This window comes from Candidatus Seribacter sulfatis (genome assembly GCF_964187635.1).
Classification (GTDB): Bacteria; Verrucomicrobiota; Verrucomicrobiia; order Opitutales; family Seribacteraceae; genus Seribacter; species Seribacter sulfatis.
Map to the genome: position 1 here is coordinate 1 of NZ_CAXLMO010000107.1, position 21,586 is coordinate 21,586.

21 protein-coding genes are annotated in these 21,586 nt (G+C 40.8%); 10 read left to right on the forward strand and 11 right to left on the reverse strand.

Going from position 1 to position 21,586, the window contains the following annotated elements; translation table 11 throughout:
• The 4 genes from ACKPQ5_RS09825 to ACKPQ5_RS09840 form a co-directional block, all read right to left on the reverse strand.
• Positions 1–1,284: sulfatase (locus tag ACKPQ5_RS09825; RefSeq protein WP_407678930.1), on the reverse strand; the 1,284-nt coding region annotated here is incomplete at its 3' end.
• Positions 1,281–2,153 carry a sugar phosphate isomerase/epimerase family protein gene (locus ACKPQ5_RS09830; RefSeq protein ID WP_407678931.1) on the reverse strand — a complete coding sequence of 291 codons (873 nt, stop codon included), beginning with the start codon at positions 2,151–2,153 and terminating at the stop codon, positions 1,281–1,283. The genes ACKPQ5_RS09825 and ACKPQ5_RS09830, both read right to left, overlap by 4 nt.
• Before the next feature lie 40 nt (positions 2,154–2,193).
• Positions 2,194–2,853, reverse strand: coding sequence for a hypothetical protein (locus ACKPQ5_RS09835; protein WP_407678932.1), 660 nt, complete (start codon positions 2,851–2,853; stop codon positions 2,194–2,196).
• 24 nt (positions 2,854–2,877) lie between these two features.
• Positions 2,878–3,834 carry a Gfo/Idh/MocA family protein gene (locus tag ACKPQ5_RS09840; protein WP_407678933.1) on the reverse strand — a complete coding sequence of 319 codons (957 nt, stop codon included), beginning with the start codon at positions 3,832–3,834 and terminating at the stop codon, positions 2,878–2,880.
• 99 nt (positions 3,835–3,933) lie between these two features.
• Here ACKPQ5_RS09840 and ACKPQ5_RS09845 point away from each other — a divergent pair, with 99 nt between their 5' ends.
• The 8 genes from ACKPQ5_RS09845 (at position 3,934) to lpxB (ending at position 12,120) form a co-directional block, all read left to right on the forward strand.
• Positions 3,934–6,189, forward strand: a complete 2,256-nt coding sequence (locus ACKPQ5_RS09845; RefSeq protein ID WP_407678934.1) for an intermembrane phospholipid transport protein YdbH family protein — start codon at positions 3,934–3,936, stop codon at positions 6,187–6,189.
• A gap of 262 nt (positions 6,190–6,451) precedes the next feature.
• On the forward strand, positions 6,452–6,817 hold the full coding sequence (locus ACKPQ5_RS09850) for a DUF1318 domain-containing protein (RefSeq protein ID WP_407678935.1): 366 nt from the start codon (positions 6,452–6,454) through the stop codon (positions 6,815–6,817).
• Positions 6,802–7,329 carry a hypothetical protein gene (locus ACKPQ5_RS09855; RefSeq protein WP_407678936.1) on the forward strand — a complete coding sequence of 176 codons (528 nt, stop codon included), beginning with the start codon at positions 6,802–6,804 and terminating at the stop codon, positions 7,327–7,329. Before ACKPQ5_RS09850 ends, ACKPQ5_RS09855 begins: the two co-directional genes overlap by 16 nt.
• A 42-nt stretch (positions 7,330–7,371) precedes the next feature.
• The gene (locus tag ACKPQ5_RS09860; protein WP_407678937.1) at positions 7,372–7,686 is read left to right on the forward strand and encodes a hypothetical protein; all 315 of its coding nucleotides are present in this window, start codon (positions 7,372–7,374) and stop codon (positions 7,684–7,686) included.
• Positions 7,687–7,702: 16 nt separating this feature from the next.
• Positions 7,703–9,310 carry an FtsX-like permease family protein gene (locus ACKPQ5_RS09865; protein ID WP_407678938.1) on the forward strand — a complete coding sequence of 536 codons (1,608 nt, stop codon included), beginning with the start codon at positions 7,703–7,705 and terminating at the stop codon, positions 9,308–9,310.
• A complete protein-coding gene (locus tag ACKPQ5_RS09870; protein WP_407678939.1) occupies positions 9,303–9,998 on the forward strand; it encodes an ABC transporter ATP-binding protein in 696 nt (231 codons plus the stop codon). Before ACKPQ5_RS09865 ends, ACKPQ5_RS09870 begins: the two co-directional genes overlap by 8 nt.
• Before the next feature lie 12 nt (positions 9,999–10,010).
• Positions 10,011–10,946 carry a Gfo/Idh/MocA family protein gene (locus ACKPQ5_RS09875; protein ID WP_407678940.1) on the forward strand — a complete coding sequence of 312 codons (936 nt, stop codon included), beginning with the start codon at positions 10,011–10,013 and terminating at the stop codon, positions 10,944–10,946.
• A gap of 1 nt (position 10,947) precedes the next feature.
• Complete coding sequence (gene lpxB / locus ACKPQ5_RS09880; protein ID WP_407678941.1) at positions 10,948–12,120, forward strand: lipid-A-disaccharide synthase; 1,173 nt, start codon at positions 10,948–10,950, stop codon at positions 12,118–12,120.
• On the opposite strand, the gene hemA is transcribed toward lpxB, so the two are convergent.
• The 4 genes from hemA to hemG all read right to left on the reverse strand — a co-directional run bounded on the left by hemA (position 12,099) and on the right by hemG (position 16,678).
• Positions 12,099–13,166 carry a glutamyl-tRNA reductase gene (gene hemA / locus ACKPQ5_RS09885; protein WP_407678942.1) on the reverse strand — a complete coding sequence of 356 codons (1,068 nt, stop codon included), beginning with the start codon at positions 13,164–13,166 and terminating at the stop codon, positions 12,099–12,101. The two genes, lpxB and hemA, sit on opposite strands and share 22 nt — an antisense overlap.
• Positions 13,163–14,038 carry a cytochrome c biogenesis protein CcsA gene (gene ccsA / locus ACKPQ5_RS09890; RefSeq protein WP_407678943.1) on the reverse strand — a complete coding sequence of 292 codons (876 nt, stop codon included), beginning with the start codon at positions 14,036–14,038 and terminating at the stop codon, positions 13,163–13,165. The genes hemA and ccsA overlap by 4 nt, the downstream gene beginning before the upstream one ends.
• A 79-nt stretch (positions 14,039–14,117) precedes the next feature.
• A complete protein-coding gene (hemH, locus tag ACKPQ5_RS09895) occupies positions 14,118–15,233 on the reverse strand; it encodes a ferrochelatase (RefSeq protein WP_407678944.1) in 1,116 nt (371 codons plus the stop codon).
• A gap of 95 nt (positions 15,234–15,328) precedes the next feature.
• Positions 15,329–16,678, reverse strand: coding sequence for a protoporphyrinogen oxidase (hemG, locus tag ACKPQ5_RS09900; protein ID WP_407678945.1), 1,350 nt, complete (start codon positions 16,676–16,678; stop codon positions 15,329–15,331).
• A 74-nt stretch (positions 16,679–16,752) separates the two neighbouring features.
• On the opposite strand from hemG, the gene ACKPQ5_RS09905 reads away from it, so the two are divergent.
• Together ACKPQ5_RS09905 and ACKPQ5_RS09910 are read left to right on the forward strand one after the other, a co-directional pair.
• On the forward strand, positions 16,753–16,971 hold the full coding sequence (locus ACKPQ5_RS09905) for a hypothetical protein (RefSeq protein ID WP_407678946.1): 219 nt from the start codon (positions 16,753–16,755) through the stop codon (positions 16,969–16,971).
• The gene (locus tag ACKPQ5_RS09910; RefSeq protein WP_407678947.1) at positions 16,968–17,381 is read left to right on the forward strand and encodes a translation initiation factor; all 414 of its coding nucleotides are present in this window, start codon (positions 16,968–16,970) and stop codon (positions 17,379–17,381) included. Before ACKPQ5_RS09905 ends, ACKPQ5_RS09910 begins: the two co-directional genes overlap by 4 nt.
• Positions 17,382–17,399: 18 nt before the next feature.
• On the opposite strand, the gene tatA is transcribed toward ACKPQ5_RS09910, so the two are convergent.
• The 3 genes from tatA to dnaG form a co-directional block, all read right to left on the reverse strand.
• Complete coding sequence (gene tatA / locus ACKPQ5_RS09915; protein WP_407678948.1) at positions 17,400–17,699, reverse strand: twin-arginine translocase TatA/TatE family subunit; 300 nt, start codon at positions 17,697–17,699, stop codon at positions 17,400–17,402.
• A gap of 74 nt (positions 17,700–17,773) precedes the next feature.
• The gene (gene rpoD / locus ACKPQ5_RS09920) at positions 17,774–19,711 is read right to left on the reverse strand and encodes an RNA polymerase sigma factor RpoD (protein ID WP_407678949.1); all 1,938 of its coding nucleotides are present in this window, start codon (positions 19,709–19,711) and stop codon (positions 17,774–17,776) included.
• Complete coding sequence (gene dnaG / locus ACKPQ5_RS09925) at positions 19,704–21,584, reverse strand: DNA primase (protein WP_407678950.1); 1,881 nt, start codon at positions 21,582–21,584, stop codon at positions 19,704–19,706. Before dnaG ends, rpoD begins: the two co-directional genes overlap by 8 nt.
• Between the last annotated feature and the right edge of the window lie 2 nt (positions 21,585–21,586).

The window sequence follows — 21,586 nt, forward strand, 5'->3', positions numbered from 1 at the left end:
TTGCTTCGGGTCTTTTTTCATGTCGTACAGTTCCTCACTTCCATCTTTGTATTTTAGGTAAGACCACTTTTCTGTTCTCATTGAAGTGCCCGCTTTTACAAAGGAAAGAGCGGATTTCTTTACTTTCTTCTGGGGGTTTTGGAGGATTGGGACGAGGCTTTTACCCTCTACACTTGAAGGTATTTTGAGTGAACTCAATTCACAGGCGGTGGGGAATAGATCAACCAATTCTACTATGGATCGAGTTTTGCCGGGCCGGTTTCCCGGAGACTTTATAATTAAGGGCACGCGGGTCACTTCTTCCCGCAGATTATTTTTTTGCCAAAAGTGATGTTCTCCGAGGAGGTATCCATGGTCACTTGTAAAAAAGACGGCAGTTTCTTTGTCCAATCCAAGTTCCTTTAATGCGTTGAGTATCCGACCGACTTGCTCATCCATAAAAGTCACGGTGGCGAGGTAAGCGGACCACATTCTTTTTTGATTATCAGGGAACTGGTTGATTCCAAATTGAAGAGAGTTTGAGTTTGAGATAGCCGCTTTGGGCATGTCTTTCCAGTCATTTTTGGGGACATAGGGAAGTACCATGTCGGCGTATGGGTAGGGTTTGAAATATTGCTCGGGTGCGACACTGGGGTAATGTGGGCGAACCAAACCGGTCGCGAGGAAGAAAGGCTTTTTATCCTCTTTTAAGTGTTTTAATAATTCAATCGATTGGGTGGCCGCTTTCCAGTCCGGTTGGTCCGAGCCGTCTCCGATATAGTCAACCGTTACAAACATACGGTAGGGCATTTGAGTGGACTGCCTTCCCTTGAGCTCGGTGGTGAATTTATTAAGGTTTAGGCAGGCGTAATTTCCCGGCGTGTGTGCTTCTGTTCCAGACATATTATATTTGGCAGACCAGCACTCCGGTATGTCTTGTCCGTCGGTACCGGCAATAATGTCGCCGGGCACCCGCATGTGAAAAATTTTACCGACCCGGGTGCTGGAAAACCCGTTCTTTTGAAAATGTTCGCCCCAGGTAATTTCTTTTTTTCCCACATATCGGCCACGCATAAAACTGGCCCGGGAGGGTGCACACGAAGTACCCTGACAGTAGGCATTCTGAAAAAGAGTCCCTTCTTCAGCCAGTCTGTCAAGATGGGGAGTACGTGCAATTTTATTTCCGTAACAGCCGAGAGCATCCGCTTTCAGGTCATCAGAAACAATCAGGAGAATGTTTCTGATTTTCGCATTCGCTTCCCAAATCGTTAATGACCAAAGGAGCAAAGCGAATAAAGCTCTCATTTCGATTTCAGGTAATTGAGGCTTTTCCGAATACTTTTCAATGGTGCAGGGGATTGGTCCTGTTCCACATGACAATGTATTACCCCACTTTGTTGGGCAACTTTCATAATTGGTTCCATCTTGATCATTCCGTCTCCAATCTCATCAAAAGTATCGGGAGACACCTTCCCGAAATGGGGGAGCTTTGTATTCTTTTTGAGATCTTTTAAGTGGAGTTGTGACACCCGACCTTTCAGTTTTTTGATCATTGTGACCGGATCGACACCTCCCAGCTTTACCCAAAACACATCCAATTCAAAAGCCATTTTCGTAGAAAAGTTTTCGATGAATACATCATAGCCAGTTTTACCACCTTCCATGGGTTTAAATTCAAAGGCATGATTATGGTAGGCAAGTTGGATTTTGGCATCGGCTGCCTTTTCGGCTGCCTGATTGAGGAGTTCAGCCACTTTCTTATACCCGTCAATATTTCCCCGGTCGGTTTCGGCAAGGTAGGGCACAACTAAATGAGAAAGTTCGAGTTCATTGGCAAGTTCGAGAATCTTCTCGAACGAAGGAACTCCTTTTCTTTTTGGGTGGAGAACCGCGTTCCAATCAAAGTGGGACGAATGAACCTGCATTCCATTTTCTCTCGCCCTCTTGATCATTGTAACCGCCTGGGGAGAAGGAAACCCATAAGGTTCGACTTGCTTGTATCCCGCTTTGGCCACTTCTTTGATTGTGCCGGCAAGATCCACTGATATTGGCTTACGAAGAGTGTAGAGCTGTATGCCGATCTGGTTAAGAAAAGGAAGATTTTGAGTTCTTGCGAATAAGGGGAGCGAAAGTAGTGCTCCGCCCGAATTTATTAGGAAATTTCGTCTTTTCATAAATTATTTCCTGAGGGGATTAATCAATAAAGGCAAGAAATCATTCGATCGCTTTTTCTTTTTTTGAATCGGAGTCCACAGATTTGGAAGGAAATAAGGTGAGTCTTATTTTTTGAACGATTGAGGAAATAAATAGTCCGAGATGTAGGCAGGTTGGAAGGGCTGCAGATATTCCCATTATTAGACCAAAGTAAATATTTTTAGCATTTTCTTGACCGGTCGGGTCTTGAATTGCTTGCATAGCCCGAGAGGTGTATTTATTACCTCTGTCGGATAGTTGCTCAGGCACGGATTCCCATAAACTGATGAGCCAACCACCAAAACTAAAGACAAATAAGACCCAGAGAGTGGCAAGAATTGCAATCACGAGGTCAAGAGAAAGGTGAAACACATATTCGGATGTTTTGGTTGATGCGAGTGCCCGTTTAATAATCCAAATCGTTACAAAAAAGGAAAGGCTGTCAAAAAGTGCCCCCAATAAACCAACAGGAAGTTGAAGCTTAATATAATGAGAGGCTTCATGTGTCTGCATATAAAAGGGAAAAGCGGTGTATATCGCCCACCAATAACAGGCAATATTCAGAGCGACAAAAAATAAGAAGAGAAGAGGAAAGAATATCTTGATTGAGCCCCGCTTCCGTTCATAAATATCCAGAACGATGTGAAGAGAGTCTCTCCATGTGGCAATGATTTGCTGCATCTCTACCTCATTGATTTAGAGGGGTTACAGACTGATATGTCTTTCTTCCTCTACCGATTGCTCGCAGGCTTCAATCATTTTCATACAGGTTAACGCGTCTTCCAAACTGGAGAGTGGTTTCTCCCCTTTACCAATAACCTGTTCCAGGAAATGCGTCCCCATCGCACGGATGGTGTAGGGATAGGCAGAGTAGGTTTGAGAATGAACTGTTGCGGGTGTGTTTTCAACCCAGTCTCGATAGCTATAGCGACTGGCTCCTTTAGTTCCAATTACCTTAATCATGAAAGTCCATGGATCCCCTGCATGGTCATCAGAGGCAAAACTTGCACATAAATGAGAAAGAGAATTATTTTTCATTTTCATGGTTACCATGGCGATATTTTCTTGCGGTACAGAACCATCGTTCACCGTAGCTTTCATACAGGAAATTTTTTCGGGAGCTCCTACCAAATAAAGTGTACAATAGGCATGATGAGTAAGAATTTGTCTAATTACTCCGGGATATCGACTGGCCACTTTTTCCGGGTGGTGAATGTTGTAGAGAACATAGAGCGAGACGAGATCACCAATCTTTCCACTTTCGATCAAATCCTTTGCCCGAGTCACAGAGGGTTCGTAAATATAATTATGAACTGGCGCCACCTGTACTCCTTTAGCTTGTGCGGCTTGTTCTAAATCCTGGATTTCCTCAATTGTGGTCGCAGTTGGCTTTTCAATTAAGACATGCTTTCCCGCATCAATTGCCATACGTGCATATTGATGGTGGGTTTCCATATTGGTAAGGACATAGACCACATCGACGGATTGAATCAACGCTTCGACTGAATCAAAAACTTTGCATTTAAAAAGCTTACTTTTTTCCTCTGCTTTTTCTCGGGTTCGGTTCCAAATACCGGTGAGTTGAGCATTTGGAGAGGATTGTACTCCTTCTGCATGTAGTAATGAAATATCTCCTGCTCCAATAAATCCAACTTTTATCATTCTTTTATTCATTTCTTTTTTTGATGTGAATGACAAGTTTAACTGATTGTTTTTCTTTTGAGCTTTTAACTTTTCTGGAACTTGGCATCTTGTAGTCGGGTGATTAATAATATTATCAAATTTTTCCAAAATCGGTTCTCAGTTTCTCGTGCATTACTGTTAGTGGTTCTCTTCGCGGTAGTTTTATTAGCGGGTATTTGGTATAGTTTACCCACTTTGGTCGAATGGGGGGTTGAAAAGCTAGCCAAAGAGGGGGGTAGCCCGAATTTTGCAATGGAGGTCTCTGAATTAGACCCATGGAAGACTAGAATTGTAGATTTATCTCTTGGGAGTGAAGGAGATTCGATCGCAGTTGAACAAATAGATATTCTTTACGATCCAAGTAAACTTGCACTGGGTGAAATTAACGCATTTTCTATTACCGGACTTTCCTTCGAGTCAAATCTCGATTTTGATGATTCCAGTGAAGAGGTGGATACTGAAAAATCATGGGGTGAAATTTATAATTTTGTAAATGAAGTTTTAATAAATCCCCCGCTTTCCTACCTCAGAATAAGGGACTCTGATTTTTCTATTTTCGATCAAAATGAATCGATTGAATTCTTATTTTGGTCATCAACGGACTTTTTGGAAAACCTGATTCACCTCACTGTTGATTTAACAATGAATCAATCTTCTTTATTGGGAGAAATTAATATTAGCAGGGAAGAGAATGCTACTTTTATATCCACCGCATTCGATGTGAAGGATGTGGGAGTTTTGTTTGATGATATTGTCTCGTATTCAAGAATTAAGGAACTAATACCAAATGAACTTGGGGTGTCGGCGGGCAAGTTGGCAATCGACGGCTTAGCCCGAATTATTCCAACTGGTCCAGAGGATTTATTTGTTGAATGTAATGGGTCTGGCTTTTTGTTGGAATGGGAGGAGCACAATTTTTCGATTCCCCAATTTATGGTTTTTTTAACTCCTGAAAATGAACATAATTGGACTTCCAATTCCTATGCGAATGTTCGTTATGAAAATAACTTGGTCGCCGATGGCATAAATTTATCCGTTGACCAGGAAGAAGAGCGAATTGAATTGAGGGGAGGCATTAGTTATTTGAAAACAGACAATCTTTTTCCACCGTTAGAAATTTTTGGTTTACGATTTCCAAATCTACAGTTTCAAATTCAGGACTTGGAAAATCTTGCCTATGAGAAGGAACGAACAATCGCATTTAATGAGTTCTCTTATGAGAATCAATTCTTACGATTATACAACGGAACCCTCTCTTTCCTTTTATCCCGGGATCGGAATTTAAACCTAAGAATTTTTCCCCTTGATGGTGCGTTGTTAGATTTGGGAATTTCTTTTGTTCAGTTTTCCTATTTTGGAAGAGTTAATTTAGATGATTTCCCAAAAGTTGACTCACCCCAGGTTCTTCTCGGTGAACGGGTAATTTCCGGAGATGAAGTATTGCTCGAAAAACTAGCTTTAACCTTTCGCGTTCAAGATTTAACCCATTTTGTTATTAATTTACTTTCTTTTAAAATGTCAGGAAACGAATTTGAATTTAATCCTGCAAATATGATTGTTGGAATTTCTGATACGAACGCTCAAAAAATAAATATAAAATTTGATAAAACTAGTTTATCCATACCTAATCAAAATGTAACTCTTACTGGTTTAGACGGGTCGATTGAATTCAATTCATTGGACCCTTTGGAAACTAATGGTACTCAAACGATTTGGTTTGAAACATTACAGGCTGGGGGAGTTGAGCTCAAAGATGGAAATTTTAGTTTCGAAATTCTTCCTGATGGTACCTTTTTAGTAAGTGAAGGAAATGCTTTGCTTTATGACGGTATCATCGGATTAATGGAGAGTAGTTTTAATATGTATGGCGACCAAATGACGATTAATACCTCTGTAATTAAAATGGATGGACAGAAAATAGTTAATTTGATCGAAGGCTTAGATGTGGAAGTAAACGGAACTTTCTCTGGGCGTATTCCTTTTTCTAATCAGGATGGAAAGTGGGACTTTGAGGGTGGTTATTTACAATTGGACTCGAGTACAAATGCAAAATTAAAGTATAAATCAAACGGATTTTTAACCAATGGAATTCAGGAAGGTTCACAGGAGTACAAGCGTATGAAGATGACAGAATTGGCTTTAGAAAACCTAAAACTGGACTTTCTTAGAATATCTTTTGAAGTGGAGGGAGATGAAAGGAAAATCCTAGGTAACATTCGTGGGAAATCTACAATTAAAAAAAATACTGAAGTCTCTTTAGATTATCGCCCTAAAATTATTGCTGGATTAGCTGAAATAATGCATAAATTAGATCTTAAAAAATTAGGTCTGTAATTTAATATACTGTGGGAATTAACTTATCAGTTGCAGGGAATCCGAGATATTAATAAGTTATGGTCATGAATCAGGTCTTTCTATTTCTCTTTCCTTTAATTGTTTTGTTATCATTTGGTTGTACGGTTATGAAAACCGAACACCACATCACACTAGATCATAATATATCTATTAAAATTGAGAAGGAAGTAAATGACTTCCTTGACGACTTATATGGCGATGAACCGGAATCCAACTAAATAATCCTACCAATCCAACTGATATGAAATTTCAATCCTTTCTTTCTTTCTTTCTTTTTTCCGTTTTGCTGGCAACATTTGCAAGTGCTGATTCCAGTCTTACTTCGCGAATGAAAGCACGTTTGCCCGATGTTCTCACCGCCAAAAATAGTGGAGCGATTGGAGAGGGTTTAAATGGTTTATTGTCGACCCGAGATAAAGCGACAGACAGCGATAAAAAATTAGTGGCAGATGAAAACAAAGACCGATTAATTATCTTCCAAATGCTTGCCAAAAAAACCGGGGGTGAACCAAGCGATGTTGCCAAGAAATTTGCTAAAGGAATTGCGGCAAAGGCAAAAAAAGGTCATTGGTTTAAAAATTCTTCGGGAAGTTGGGTTTCCAAGTAAAGTTTTTTTTAATTTTGGGTTGGGGTTGCTCCTTCCTGCTCCTCTTTTCTTGCCGCGGTAATTTAGACGGGCAGAATCATTTTCCTGTTAGCCATGATTCTTCTGAAAATACGGTTCAGATTCTAGACGAGGAACTGGCTCAAACAAAAGATTCATTGGTATCTCTTGCCTTAGAATTGGAATGGTTAATTCTAAGGAAAGAAATTGTTTTGGCAAAAACTCGCTCTAATCAATCTCGAGAGTCCTCATTAAAATTAGAACGCGAGTTTTCAAATTTTAAAGCGTTAGATAAACGTTTTCCTTCTCCCCATGGTTTTATTTTGGAAAAGAAAAAAAGGGAATGGGAAGCACGCTTGCAAGTAAAAAAAGAGGAGACTAAACGGTTGGAAGCAATAGTTCGCTTACTCAATCGAGATATGGTTGAGTTGGTTGATAAGCTTAGTCACAAAGGTTTTCGTTATCAACTGCCTGGGATCACTTCAGAGCAATCAAGATTACAGATCGCTGAATGAAGAATATTGCAACTCATTCTATATGCAAACAATATAAAAATTATGGAAGTTATCCTTGAGCGAATATTGAACCATCCCTTACTCAGCTTTGCGTTGGCCTTGTTGTGTATTCTGCTTCTTTTTGCGGTACTTAAAGGACTTATTAAGCTCATTATAATAGTACTGGTATTGGGGGCCCTTTATTTTGGGTACATTTCTTTTCTTCAAGACGATTTTCCACTGCCTGAAATTGACGAGGATTTAATCGAACAATGGGATGAATGGACCGAGCCTTTCCGTTCCCTTGACTTTAACGATACTTTTTCTGATTTGAATAAGACGATAAAAGGATTTACTGAATCGCCTTCAGAAGAGTGAGCAGATTTAAGTGTAAATGAAATTACCTTGGCCCTTGTATTTGGCTTGGAAGCAACTTTTTCCGACTCAGAAAAAAGTATCTTTCTTTTCTCTTTTGGCAGTTGTGGGGGTCGCATTGGGTGTCAATGTCATGATCGTAGTGATCGCCTTCATGCAGGGATTTCAAGATAAGTTCAGGAATGATATAATTAATGCCCAGGGGCACGGTCGAGTGGTACCTCTTCAGTCTTCTTTTGACTGGAGAGAGATGCACCAAAAAATAGAAGATTATTCTTTTATCGACCAGGCAATGCCTTACCTGCAAGGGCAAATTCTTTTACAAAAGGGCAAGTATAACTCAATCCCATTCGCGATGGGTATTGAGCCTACTGCCGAGACTCCGGTCTTCGATATTGATTCGTTTCTCGAAGGGGGAACGATTCGCATGAATTCTCATGACTCGGAAGACATTACCCCGGTACCCACGATTGAGAGTTTGGAGGATGAGGTTGTCTTTATCAGTACCCAGGTGGCAAATCGATTAGGAGTACGACCGGCAACCGCGATTCGCTTTCATGACTCAAATCAATCCACCAGTTCAATTGCCAGTCAAATCACGATTTCTCGCCTTGATCCATTTGTGGAGTCCGGGGAATGGGAGGTGTTATTTACCAGCGATCAAAATTTTACAGTTAAGGAACTTAGCAGTGGTGTGGAATACCACGCAACACTCGCCAACGGTTTAATTGACCGAGGCTTTGGCATTCCTGTTTTCGAGGCATTAATTAACTCCGAGCCTTTTAAAGAGGGTGACCTTTTTCAATTCCATGTCTTTAAAGCTTCTATTATTGAAGTTTATTCTCCCTCCATGATTGAGACGGCAAAGGCGGATGAGATGGTTCCTCCTCGAGAGGTTCGAGTTGGAGGAATATTTGAAGTTCCCTGGCAGGGATTTCATACCGAGGCCCTTATTAGTACGATGAGGTTAATGCAAGACTTGCGAGTAGAGGAGGACCGAATCGATGGATTTTATATTAAGGCGGTTGATTCAGTAGCAAAGCGCGAAAACCGATTGGGTGAGTCCTGTTCTGAGTTACAGAATTCTCTTGGAGAGGGGTGGAGAGTGATTCCCTGGTTTGTAGAAAATGCCTGGTTTTTTGATTTGTTGAAATTCGAAGAATATTTAATGACTTTGATCATGGTGCCCATTGGCTTGGTTGCCGCGTTTGCAATCGCAATTGCCTTAATGACATCGGTGTTAAGAAAAACCCGGGAAATAGGATTATTAGTTGCAATGGGAGGGAGTCGAATTTCTGTCGGAACGGTATTTTGTCTGCAGGGTTTTATTATTGGTTTACTTGGCTCAGTGCTTGGATGTGGATTTGCATTATTATTCATGTATTTTCGTGATGAATTAATGACTTTTATTGTACATCACATTGCCGGTGAAGAGGGGCAGGCTGGAGTATCTCAGTTTTATGATTTTTATAGCTTACAAATTTATTATCCCTGGGAATCGCCAGAAAGCTTAAATACGTTCCTTACCTTTGCTTTTTTTGCCATCTTAATTTCCACATTTGCCGGCCTATTACCCGCTTGGCGTGCCACTCGATTAAACCCTGCTGACGCATTACGAAGTGAATAATATAAACGACCCGGTTTTACAGGTAAAAGGATTATCTAAGAGTTTTCTATTTGAGGATCAAAAAATTGATGTGTTGCACGATATTGAATTAAGTATTTTGGAGGGAATGTCATTAAGTATTCGCGGAGACTCTGGCTGTGGAAAAACAACATTACTAAACTTGGTAGCAAGATTAGAAATGGGGGATTGTGGAGAAATTTTTTGGGGACAGCATAAGATGAGTGCCAGTGCGTCCTGCAATTCCAAGGAAGCATCTCTTCGGTCCACTTTTTTGGGCGTTGTGTATCAATCGTATTATTTAATTCCAGAATTAGATGTTTTGGAGAATGTACTGATTGCAGGAAAACTCTCTGGTTCATACGGTCCTGGAGTTCGAGACCGTGCTCGTGCACTTTTGTCTAAAATGGGAGTGGGAAATAAAGAAAAACAAATTCCAACCAAACTATCGGGTGGAGAGAGACAGCGAGTGGCCATAGCACGTGCCTTGATTAATCAACCCAAACTAATCCTTGCTGATGAACCCACTGGAAACTTAGACGAACGGACTGGTGGAGAGGTTATGGATTTATTATTGATGAGCTGTGAGGAGGAAAACGCGGCCTTGATCTTAGTGACTCATAACCCAAGCTTTGCCAAGGCGACGAATGACTCCATATTTTTAAAGAAGGGGAAACTAGCAACCGAATAAAAAACAATTACTATGGGAACAAAAGAGGGTGAAAAGATAAGGTGTGGAGTGGCAGGAGTTGGTTATTTGGGACAACATCATGCGAGAATTTATAATTCTCTTGATTCCTGCCAACTTGCGGGAGTTTATGATCCAGACCCAAGTGCGAGGAGTGCGGTAAGCAACGCGGAGGATTGTGAAGAATTTATTGACCTTAAAACGCTGGGTGAATCCTGTGATGTTGTCAGTGTTGTTTCACCCACGGATCGACATGCTGAAGTTGCGATTCCCTTAATGGAAGCGGGGTGTCATGTATTAATTGAAAAACCGTTATGCGTTTCCTTAAAGGAGGCCGAGGAAATTCTTACTGTTGCCCAACAAAATAAAGCAATTGTTCAGGTCGGACATATTGAACATTATAATCCAGTGATGACTTTTTTGGAGGAGGCAGTTGATCAACCGAAGTACCTTACTGTTGAAAGGCTCGCTCCCTTTCAACCACGTGGCACTGAAGTGGGAGTAGTGTTAGACCTAATGATACATGATATAGGAATTGCGATGTCACTTGTTGGCTCAGCTATTTCAAAGGTAGATGCGATCGGAGTAAAAGTACTTTCACCCACCGAGGATATCGCAAATGCCCGAATTGTTTTTGAAAACGGATGCGTTGCCAATTTGAGTGCAAGTAGGGTAAGTGAGAAAAAGGCTCGCGAGATCAGGGTCTTTCAAAATAGTGGTTATTTATCCTTGGATTTTATGAATCAAAAGGGCCATCTGATTACAAAAGAGGGGATTGCTTTGAATAAGAAGGATGTACCCGTGGAGAAAGGGGAACCACTCGCTCTTGAACTTGAGTCTTTTATACAATGTGTGCAAGGCGCATTGACTCCGAAGACTGATGCTACATTTGGCAAAACGGCCCTTGAAATCGCGCTGTTAATTACCAAGCAAATAAACATCTCCCTGTGACTTGATTAGAAATCTACAATTCAATTCTCCTCCCGACGGTACGGTCGATCTACTCGTAGTTGCGGGGGAAGCTTCTGGGGATGAGCACAGTGCGTTGCTTGTTTCAGGGTTACTCAAAAAGTTTTCCAATTTCCAAATCTCTGCCATTGGGGGTAAGAGGGTAGAGAAAGAAGGGGCCCATCTTGTTTACCCCTTGGTAGAGCATGCAGTAGTCGGGGTGGTGGAGGTATTAAAAAATTACAGCACTTTTAAGCAAATTTTTAAAAATACTATAGAATGGATTATAAAGTATAAACCCAAGACAATTCTACTTGTCGATTATCCAGGATTTAATCTTCGACTTGCCCGTGAACTTAAAAAACTCGGAGTTTCAGTAAAAGGGGGAGGCACGGTAAAGGTTTTACAGTATATCAGTCCACAACTTTGGGCTTGGAAGGCAAAGCGCCGTTTTGAAATGGAAAAGATCTTGGATGGCTTAGGAGTTATTTTTCCTTTTGAAGTGGATTGTTATAAAGATACCAGTTTGCCCGTTGCGTTCGTTGGACACCCATTTGCACAGTCCGAGTATAAGTGTCCTATCAGTTATGCCCCGGAAGGCCCGCTACTTCTTTTACCGGGTAGTCGAGTACAACCAGTTCAGAGAATCTTACCCGTTTTCTTGGATACCTTGGATCCTTTATTCATTGATTTCCCGAATTTACAAGTTTCTATTCCCGTACCTAATTCACAAATTCGAACAGTGGTGGAGTCTCTATTATCTTCCCGGGCTACAATTAAGGATAGAATTAATGTAGTGGAATCGGACCTGAAAATGGAAGCGAGAGCTGCGTTAATGAGTTCAGGTACAATGTCTCTTTCTTGTGCAATTGCAGGGGTGCCTGGCGTAATTGCATATCGGGCACACCCCCTTACTTATTTGCTGGGAAGATTTCTTGTTACGATTCCATTTTTAGGAATGGCAAATATTTTAATTCCCGAAGCTCCCCCTTATCCTGAATTCCTCCAGGGGCGGGCAAATCGAAAAAATTTATACCAAACAATTCTGAAAGTACTTCAGAATGAAGATTCAAAAGAGAATTCTCAATTCGTGGCAAAAAAATTATTGAAACGCTTGCAAGTTCCCGATGAACAAGGAGTAGTTGAATGGTTGAGTCAGGAAATTTCTCTTGTCTGAGTCATTTGTTCCCATAATTTTACCGCTCTTCTCGCGAGAGCACCCTTACAGCGATCAACTTCGGAAATTCTTGATTTCAGGTTCTCATTCGCAATGGTCGATACATCGTCCATGTTGTAAAGAAATACATTTTCTATCTGAGACACTTTTTCTTCGATGTTGCGAGGAACGGAAGCATCAATAAGAAAAAGTGGTTGGGAAGGTCTTTTCTTCATAGACTTTTTAATATCTCCGTAATCAACTAAAGATTTTCCACTTGCGGTAGAAGTTAAGATAACATCAAAAAGGTGCATCGATTCTTTAAACTGTTCAAATGAAAGTGCGAATCCACCAAATTTCTCTGCTAATTCAGCTGGTTTATTACGGCAGAGCGGGCACCAGTCAAACGTACGTCCAGTAACAGTGATCGCTTGTGACCCCCTTGATTTAAAGGCCTCAATTGTACTCTCCGCTACTTCACCGGCACCCACCACCAGTAATCTACAATTGGATACTTTTCCAAAAATTCGCCGTGCGAGTTCGCATAATACATTTCCCAGGTTTACCTGTCCGCGGGAAATACCGGTATTGGTACGAGCCCATTTGGCTGCTTGAAATCCTTTTTGAAAAAGTCGATTTAACATTTTCCCTGCCGCTTTTCTTTGACACGCATCTTCATAGGCCTTCTTTACTTGTCCCAGTATTTCGGTTTCTCCGACCATTTGGGAATCGATTCCTGAAGTTACTTTGAATAAATGATCAACGACTTCATGATCGTTGCGTTGGTAAGAATGTTGACTTAAAAAATCTGGATCTAATTTTCGAAAATTACTGAGATATTTTCCAAGAGAGTCAAAGGAGAAACTTTTTTGAGCCGCACCATAAATTTCAGTGCGGTTGCAAGTATTTAAAAGAAGGTATTCATCTAAGCCTTCGATTTTACCAAGGCCATTATAGAATTCATCAATTGAGTCAGGCGGTAAACTGATTCGCTCACGAGCTGCCAAATCTGCAACCTGGTGAGAACTACCCAGTAAAAAAAGAGATTGATTGATTTCCTGATTCACGAGCTTAATTCCGAAGACTTAACAGGGATAATTTCTTGTTTTGCATCCTCTCGGTTTTTCGAGTTTACCAATGCAAGACTTCCGATTGCCAACAAGAAAAGAATGATCGAGATTTTGGCAAATTTTGAACCATAGATTCGACTCGTTAGATGGAGAAAAAAAACAACGCTATATCCCAGCCAAAGTAATATTGTAACCGCTAGCTTGATTGAGGAAACGAATTCAGGATGCCGAGTCCAATGCATTCCCCCGACCAATATCGAGATGGTCAGAAAAATAACTCCAACTGAGAGCAGTCTCCAACAGGCAACCTCCAGGTCATTAATGGGGGGAAGAAAGGATCCTAGTTTATCGAATTTCCGGGAGAGGAGTGCTTTTCTTTGTATTAAATACATCCCACTTACAATTGCTAAAAGTGAAAAGACACCATAGCTAAAAATGGCAATGGATGCATGTAATTCGATCCATGGATTAGAAAATAATTTCTGATAATCGGGTGCCAGCCAATACATTGGGTCCGTATTGGGCAAGATGAGTGTGAGCCAACCAGCACCAAATGAAAGTCCTGCACAAAATGAACCCAACAGGTCAAGTCTCCACAATAAGCGAAGAATAAGAAAGGTGAGTATTAATGACCAAAGAATGAATTGAATTCGTTCTAATGTATTTCCTAATGGACATCCATGAATTTCCAAACCCCTTAGGTAAAGGGCACGAGTATGTAACAAAAAACCTATTATTATACCTGCTAAGGGTGCTTCATTAAGGGGCGACCAATTCAGTCGAAAGGTTTTAAGGAATCCGAGCAAGAATGCAGATCCGTATAACCCTCCAGCGATCCACATTAAATCTCGGGCATCATTGAAGTTCATAACCAATGTTGAATAGAATCAATTAGTAGGACAGGGCAAATAAGATATACTGAAATCGAATGATAGAGAAATGAACTGGTTAAGCAGTCTGGTGAACGGGTTTGGATCCAAAAAATTGTCTCATCGCAGAACAGTCTTTTCCTTCACAATTCACACAACAGGGACGGATAGAAGAATTATACTTTTCCTCCATGTGCTTGATAACTAAACGAACACACAGGTCAATAAATTTTTCTTCCAAATTGAAGCAGTCGACACGAGCAAAATGATCTACCACTTCTTCTGCATAACCACGAAATTCAATATCAATTTCATCCAGGGTTTCAATGTGATCAGTGGTGAAGGCGATGGGCACCATAAGAATTGCCTTTTGTGTAGTTTCTGCGATCACGGTCGGAGTTCCGGGAGTTAGCCATTTGGTGCGCTGTGGACCCACTTTACTTTGCCATGCTAACGCACCCTCATGTTTCAAGCCTTCTTTCTTAAGCACCTTTTCTATGTTTTCGTATGAACCTGTGATCTCCTCATTGTATTTATCCCCTTTTTCAAGACAGTAGGATTCTGGAAGGCTATGGGCGGAATAAATAATTCTTATTTCTTCATCTTGTAAGCCGTGAGCCTTTTTCATTTCCTCGAATTTTCTTTTGATGAGAAATGCCCAAAGCTCAGTATAATCCTCACGGTCCCACCATTGATCGATAACCGAAATTTTACCGTTATGCTTGCCAGCTTTATTCTTGTCCAACCATCGATATGCATCGCAAAGTGAGGAACCGCTAGTTGAACAGCTGTGCTGAGGGTATTGTGAAAAAAGGACAATACGTTCTGCATTTTCGAAGTTCTTGATCATCTCTCCTGTTCGGGGTGAGGAGTAGCGAAACCCGGAAACACAAGCATGGGGAGCAGATTCTGGATGTACTTCGTCCAGTTTTTTTGAAATCTGTTCTGCCTGTTTCTCCATCAACTTTAAAGTTGGTGAGTATTGACCAATTTCAGCATATCGTTCCTGGATTTTAGGAGTCCTTCGCCAGGCAATAAAGTTTCCTAGGATTTTTTGAAAGGGAAGTTTAAGTAACTCACGATCTTGAAATAGTTCCTTGAGGTAGGGGTGAACTTCATCCTTGTTTTGAGGGCCTCCCATATTGAGGAGAATCACCGCGGTTTTAACTGGTACAGTAGAATCGTTGGCAGACATATAATTTAAATAGTGGTGTGAAATACAGTATGTTTAAAATGTAAGTAAATTAGTAAAGCTTATCGAGGCAATCTTTCCAAGAAAAAGGAGAGAGTTTACGAAAATTCAAATTCACATGCATCCAAGCAGTTGGGTAATGAAACACCGGTGAGGAAGGAACCTGAAAATCGCAGACCTGGATTGAGTGAACTCAGTTTCTCGGCAGCCCGTTTTCTTTCTTTCATTTGCCTGTCCGGGAGAGGAATTGCATTAGGCCATCTTTTAACCTCCATAAAAGTGGGTTCCCCTCGAATGCCAAGCAATTGTGATAACTCGTTTTGAACTAAATCTGAAATTGAGGAAGTTGGCAAATTGGCGAGTGCAGGGTTACGTTCCCCTCCGACAAAAGTAGTTAATAGCACTTCACCATCAGGGGCTCGACCTGGAAAGAGGGTACTCGAGAAAAGGGTTCCGAGAATTTTCAGATTTTCTACCTCGGGTACAAGAAAGCCGAAGCCATCGAGAGGGTGGGAGACATCCTCTTTTTTAAAACCAAGATAAACGAGTGACAATGGATAGTGTTGAGCATCAGCAAGAGTTGAAATGTCATCCCAACCCTGCACCTCGCTCCAATCGATAGAATGAATTTTATGGGATGGAATGGTTGATATTACTTCGTCAAAAACTTCATGCCTTTCTTCGTTCTCGTGATTTTTGAATGTTACGATCCATTGATTATCTTGAGGAGAAATTTTTTGAACAGAATGTTCTAGAAAGATCTGATCATGGAGGGACTGGCTTAGTTTGTTAATCAGTTCTTCCATTCCATTTGGGAATGAGACCAATCGTGCTTTGTCTAGGCTTGGACTCGCTTTACTTTTTTTGACCTGTCGAAATCCCCAAAAGAGGGAGCGGTACTTTTTTTCGATTTCTCCTAACTTTGGAAACGCCTGTTTTAAATTTAAACTTTCTGGATTAGAGGCATAAATACCGGCGAGGAATGGATTAGCGGCATAATCAAGTGCCTCCTTCCCCAATCTTCTTTCTATGAATGAAGCGACACTTTCATCATCCGGTTGCTTGGACCGGGCAATAAAGGGTTCGGCAAGCATCCTTAACTTTCCTGGAAAAGAAAGAAATGGACTGCTAAAAAATGAAGATAGACTGTGTGGGAGGGAGATTACCTTACCATTACGAATTATCATTCGTTTATTGGCGATTGGATTCGCGTCAATACACTCATCCCATGCTCCGCAATTTTCTAATAATTCCCGGGTTTTCTTTAATCTAATATTAAGGGTATTAGCACTGTAATCCAAAAGGAACCCCTTACTCTTTTTGGATTGAATTACTCCACCCAATCGATTTTCAGACTCTAGTAATTGAATAAGATGCCCCTGTTTTTTTTTCTCGAGTGCAATGGATAGGCCAGAGATTCCTCCCCCGATGATACAAATTCTTTTCATAAAATAGGAAGTTTTTATTCTAGTTCTTTGCTTTGAGCTTGGCAATGTTTAGAAAGATCATTCTTTAAGATTGTATGGACGAGATTATTAATAGTTTAACTATAATCACAAAACCCAAGGATGCTCCCAAGGGTAGTTTGGCGAAGGCTTTAAAGAAACTAGATGAGATTGTTGAGGATCCGTCATTCGATCTACATCCTCGTCTGAAACATTTTTTACAGAATCGCAGTTACGAAAAAGCTTTGATTTGGCTCGATAATGGAGTCCCCGAAAAAGGGACTTGCGGAGAATGAGTAAGAGCACGAGACAGAAGAAGAAAATTGCGACCACATCTCAAGAATCAGATTTGGAGAATTCCCCTTTTTCGATTCTAGATGCAAAAGGTTTACCTGATGTTCCTTTACCCCAATCCACTTCTCCAAGAGTTTTGGGTAAGCCTAAATCAAAATTAGGTCAGGGGGAAAGATTAGAAATACGAAGAGAAAAGAGCGGGCGTGGTGGTAAGACTGTAACTACAGTTTTGGGCTTTCCGACCTATCTTGGTGAAGCGAAGAAATCTAAGATGTTAAAGACCTTGAAGACGAGCCTTGGTACCGGAGGTACATGGAACGGTAAAGTAATGGAACTTCAGGGTGATCGAAGGGATGAAGTATTCCAATGGTTTATGGAATCTGGATTCACCCCGGTGCTTGCCGGTGGCTAAGCGTAGTAATGCCTGTAATTAACTGACAGTTTGTTTCTCACCTTCCTGAGAAACAGTGTCGCTAGATTCAGATTTCTTGTCGTCCGTTTTTTTGAAGTCATGATCCTCGATAGGTTCTTGGTTCATCACTTCACTAATATCCTGTTCCCAATCATTTTTAGCCTTACGGAATTCAGTTACTCCTTTGCCCAGTGAGCGGAATAGCTCGGGTACTTTTTTGGCTCCGAACAACAGGAGTATAATAAGAAAAATGAGAATAATTTCTCCGCCACCGAAGTTTCCGATGAAGGCAAGTGTTTGAATTGGAGAGTTGATCATGATAATAAGATATGTTTAGCCGGTGTGAGAGGCAACTTTTTTGTCTAGAACCTTGAATAGTTTATCGAGGAGGCTTACAGACCCAATTGACGTAATGCCTCAGGTTTAGGTTTGTTAACAGAGCTTTGATCGGCTTCAAAAAAGCCGTGTAGTTGCCTAATCCGAGTGGGGTGTCTCATTTTACGAAGTGCTTTGGCTTCGATTTGACGAATTCGTTCACGAGTTACCTTAAATTGACGACCCACTTCTTCCAATGTACGACTGTAACCATCTTTAAGACCAAATCGGAGAGAGAGTACATTTCTTTCCCGTTCTGTGAGAGAATCTAGAACATCGATTATTTTTTCACGCAAGAGCGAGTAAGCTGTCATGTCGTACGGATTCTCGGCTCCTTTATCCTCAATAAAATCACCAAAATTGGTGTCATCACTATCCCCGACCGGACTTTGCAGTGAGATGGGTTGTTGGGCCATTTTCATTATCCCTTGAACTTTTTCCAAGGGGAGTCCCATCTCAGTAGCGACTTCTTCAGGAGTTGGTTCATGCCCCAATTCCTGAATTAATTGTTTTTGAACCTGCATCACCTTATTCAGGGTTTCAATCATATGAACTGGAATACGGATCGTGCGTGCCTGATCTGCAATTGAGCGGGTAATGGCTTGCCTGATCCACCAGGTTGCGTATGTGGAAAACTTATATCCTCTGCGATATTCAAATTTTTCCACTGCTTTCATCAGCCCCATATTTCCCTCTTGGATCAAATCGAGAAAAGAGAGGCCCCGGTTGGTGTATTTTTTCGCAATTGAAATTACAAGCCTAAGATTTGCTTCGACCATCTCCGTTTTGGCACGATGTGCTTGTCTCATGTTCAGACGAAGGTCCTTGATGAGTTGTGCCAATTCCGTGGGTTCCATTTTGAACTCAGTGCGGGCTTGTTTAAGTTCTTCGTTCACCCGATCCATCTTCACCCCTTTACGCTTCACTTTTACCGCATCTTTCTTGGCCAGTTCAACATTGTGCAGGTTGCGAGAAATCGCTTTTAATTCAGGATTAACCTGATTTAAGAAATCTTCAAAGACCTTTAGTTTCAAACAACACTTTTTGAAAATCGGGGCGAGCAGGGCCTCGTAGTTTTTAAAACGAGTAGTGGACCGTTTTCGTTGGGTCTCATTTGCTGCGTTTTCGATACTAATCCAAGCATTATTTATTTTTCGAATGGCATCCTCAAGGGCGATTACCTGTTTTGCTAAGCTTTTAAAATACGATTCTCTACTGTCAATTTTCTTATCGAGTACCACTCGGTCGAATCTTTCCTCGCGGGCAATTAACTTTTTACAAATGTTTAATTGAAAGTTTGCAGTTAAACTGACTGAGTAAATAATTTTGAGGGCCGAACTTTCTGCGGTTTCGATTCTTTTGGAAATATCAACTTCTTCCTCTCTGGAAAGAAGAGGTACTTGTCCCATTTGCTTAAGGTACATTCGGACAGGATCGTCCAGCATGTCGCTTTGGTTGGATCGGGCACTTTCCTCTTCGCTTTCTTCTTTTTTCTTTTTGAATTTATCTACTTCATTGGAATCGAGTAGCTTAATTTCAAGGTTATTAAAAATAGAAATAACATTTTGAAGCTCTTCAGGTTGATTCGCAATTTCGGGCAAAGATTGGTCAATGTTTTTATAAGTAAGGTATCCTTGCTCTCTCGAAAGGTGAATAAGTTCTCTAACTTTTTCAGTAACATCATCGTTCAACGCATGAGGCTCAATGTTTTTGTCCAATTTCTTTGCAATTTCTTTGGCCGAGACAGTTAGTTTGGAACTTGATGCCTTCTTTTTCTTTGCCTCTGTGATAGCTGCCTTTGTTGTCTTTACCTTTTCTACTTTTTGAATTGAAGATTTCTTCTCTTTCTCCACAGGAGATTTCTTTACAGGCGTCTTTTTTGCTGTAACTTTTTTCGTCGCTGCTTTCTTAACAGCAGGTTTGGTAGTGGATTTGGTACTTTTTGTTCTAGGCATGTGAGTATCGGGTGGGCTTGTCAGAGAAAATTAGTTTGGGCGGATGTTTTCGGTTTTTTCGGAGTTCGAGTAGTTCGTGACGAAGTGTGATTAGTGAATCAACTCCGTCTGCTGGTTTATCGAGATCGTGGAGAATTTTCTTTTCTTTCTGTTTAATTGATCGGATGAAAAGTGCAAGTAGACATTCGTTCGCGTGTTGAAGAAAGGAATTTTCATCAAAAGAAGAGACTTCTTGAAAGTAGTTTTGTTGAAAGACATTTCTTTCAGAATCATCTTCCAGAAATTCTTCCATTCGATTGGCTTCAATGGGACCATCAGCTTTTGTTTCTGCCATGATTTTAGCCAAAATCCGCCCCGCTGGAATTTCGAGGTTAAGCCAAGTTGGATCAAAAATTTGGGCAAGCGGGCTTGCAACTCTATCATCATGCAAAAGACAAAATAATAAATCATCTTCGGCTGTTGTCAAACGTGGAGAGGAGTTTTTTGTGGATATTGTCGCGGATTTAGTATTATTCCCTTTGTATTTAGGTTTTTTAGAGCGATTAAATTGAATAAATTCTTCATTCATTGTCTGAAAGGAGACCTTTAAATGTCGACTAAGTTCCTTCAGGTAACTATCTCGCATGATCAAAGAATCCACTTCTGATATAGAAGAAAACACTAACTCACTGATCGCTCTAATTTCAGAAGCTTGTGGGTTATTTTTTCCATTTAGTTTGTAACGAACTGCATACTCGATTGAAGATACTCCTTGTTCCAAAATCTTGGTTAAGCCTTCTGGACCTTGCTCAAGGAGAATTTGATCTGGATCTTTTCCTTCCGGTAGTGAAGTAAAACGGGCATCAAGTCCAACCCGCAAGAAGGTGGGAATATAGGAAAATGCGGCTTTTTGTCCTGCTTCATCCCCATCAAGAAGACAAACTACGCCCTTAGGACTAGATTTACGCATCAGCATGGCTTGCGAATCCTTAAACGCAGTGCCTTGCGGTGCCACCACTGTTTTAAACCCTTCGAGCCAACATCGAATTGCATCAAGTTGTCCTTCCACCAGTATGAACTCCTTGCTTTCATCAATTTCTTTGTTGGCAAGATGAAGGTTGAAGAGTAAATCGCCCTTTAAGAAAATGGGAGTTTCTGGGGAATTTACATACTTAGGAGATTTTCGGTCTCCCCAAACCGGTGTAACGGATAGCAGTCTTGCAGTAAATCCGCAAACGCGACCAATCTTTTCCCGTATTGGAATCATTAACCGTCCACAAAACCGTGAGGCAAATTGTCCGGATTGTTTTTTCTCATTAAATAATCCAGATTTACTCAATATGGTGTCGTTAATCCCTTTTTTTTCTAAGTATCGGCTAAGTGCAAATCGGTCCACTGGAGCGTATCCAATTCCAAATTGACTCGCATCTTCGAGGGAAAATTTTCGCTGGGTAATCCAGTAGTCAAGTGCAACCTTACTTTCATCATTTTTGAGATGAAATTGTTCAGCAAACCATGTCATTGCTAATTCCTGCACTTCATAGAGGTCTGATTTAATTGACTTTCGATAAGAGTTTGATTTCCCCGTTGCATTATCTGCATATCGAATAGGAATGCTAAACCGGTTCGCCAGAAATTCAATGGCCTCAGGAAAAGTTAAGTTTTCCACTTTTTGAACAAAGGAGAGTGCATCTCCTTTTTCCCCCGAGCTAAAGCAATGAAAGAAGCCTTTGATAGAATCAACGTAAAAAGAAGGAGTTTTTTCTTGGTTGAATGGGCTTAATCCAACCCATTTTGCCCCGCTTTTTTTTAACTGAACATAGGGACTGATCAAATCATACAAATCGACTCGATCTTTGAGTTCTTCTACAAAATTTTCTGCATACATGGGCATAA

Excerpts from the sequence above, each read along its gene's own strand:
- ACKPQ5_RS09875 (WP_407678940.1), top strand. The coding sequence starts at position 10,011 with ATGGGAACAAAAGAGGGTGAAAAGATAAGGTGTGGAGTGGCAGGAGTT.
- ACKPQ5_RS09910 (WP_407678947.1), top strand. The coding sequence starts at position 16,968 with ATGAGTAAGAGCACGAGACAGAAGAAGAAAATTGCGACCACATCTCAA.
- hemG (WP_407678945.1), bottom strand. The coding sequence starts at position 16,678 with ATGAAAAGAATTTGTATCATCGGGGGAGGAATCTCTGGCCTATCCATT.
- ACKPQ5_RS09840 (WP_407678933.1), bottom strand. The coding sequence starts at position 3,834 with ATGATAAAAGTTGGATTTATTGGAGCAGGAGATATTTCATTACTACAT.
- ACKPQ5_RS09865 (WP_407678938.1), top strand. The coding sequence starts at position 7,703 with ATGAAATTACCTTGGCCCTTGTATTTGGCTTGGAAGCAACTTTTTCCG.
- tatA (WP_407678948.1), bottom strand. The coding sequence starts at position 17,699 with ATGATCAACTCTCCAATTCAAACACTTGCCTTCATCGGAAACTTCGGT.
- rpoD (WP_407678949.1), bottom strand. The coding sequence starts at position 19,711 with ATGCCTAGAACAAAAAGTACCAAATCCACTACCAAACCTGCTGTTAAG.
- dnaG (WP_407678950.1), bottom strand. The coding sequence starts at position 21,584 with ATGCCCATGTATGCAGAAAATTTTGTAGAAGAACTCAAAGATCGAGTC.
- hemH (WP_407678944.1), bottom strand. The coding sequence starts at position 15,233 with ATGTCTGCCAACGATTCTACTGTACCAGTTAAAACCGCGGTGATTCTC.
- ACKPQ5_RS09835 (WP_407678932.1), bottom strand. The coding sequence starts at position 2,853 with ATGCAGCAAATCATTGCCACATGGAGAGACTCTCTTCACATCGTTCTG.
- ACKPQ5_RS09830 (WP_407678931.1), bottom strand. The coding sequence starts at position 2,153 with ATGAAAAGACGAAATTTCCTAATAAATTCGGGCGGAGCACTACTTTCG.
- ccsA (WP_407678943.1), bottom strand. The coding sequence starts at position 14,038 with ATGAACTTCAATGATGCCCGAGATTTAATGTGGATCGCTGGAGGGTTA.
- ACKPQ5_RS09850 (WP_407678935.1), top strand. The coding sequence starts at position 6,452 with ATGAAATTTCAATCCTTTCTTTCTTTCTTTCTTTTTTCCGTTTTGCTG.
- ACKPQ5_RS09860 (WP_407678937.1), top strand. The coding sequence starts at position 7,372 with ATGGAAGTTATCCTTGAGCGAATATTGAACCATCCCTTACTCAGCTTT.
- ACKPQ5_RS09905 (WP_407678946.1), top strand. The coding sequence starts at position 16,753 with ATGGACGAGATTATTAATAGTTTAACTATAATCACAAAACCCAAGGAT.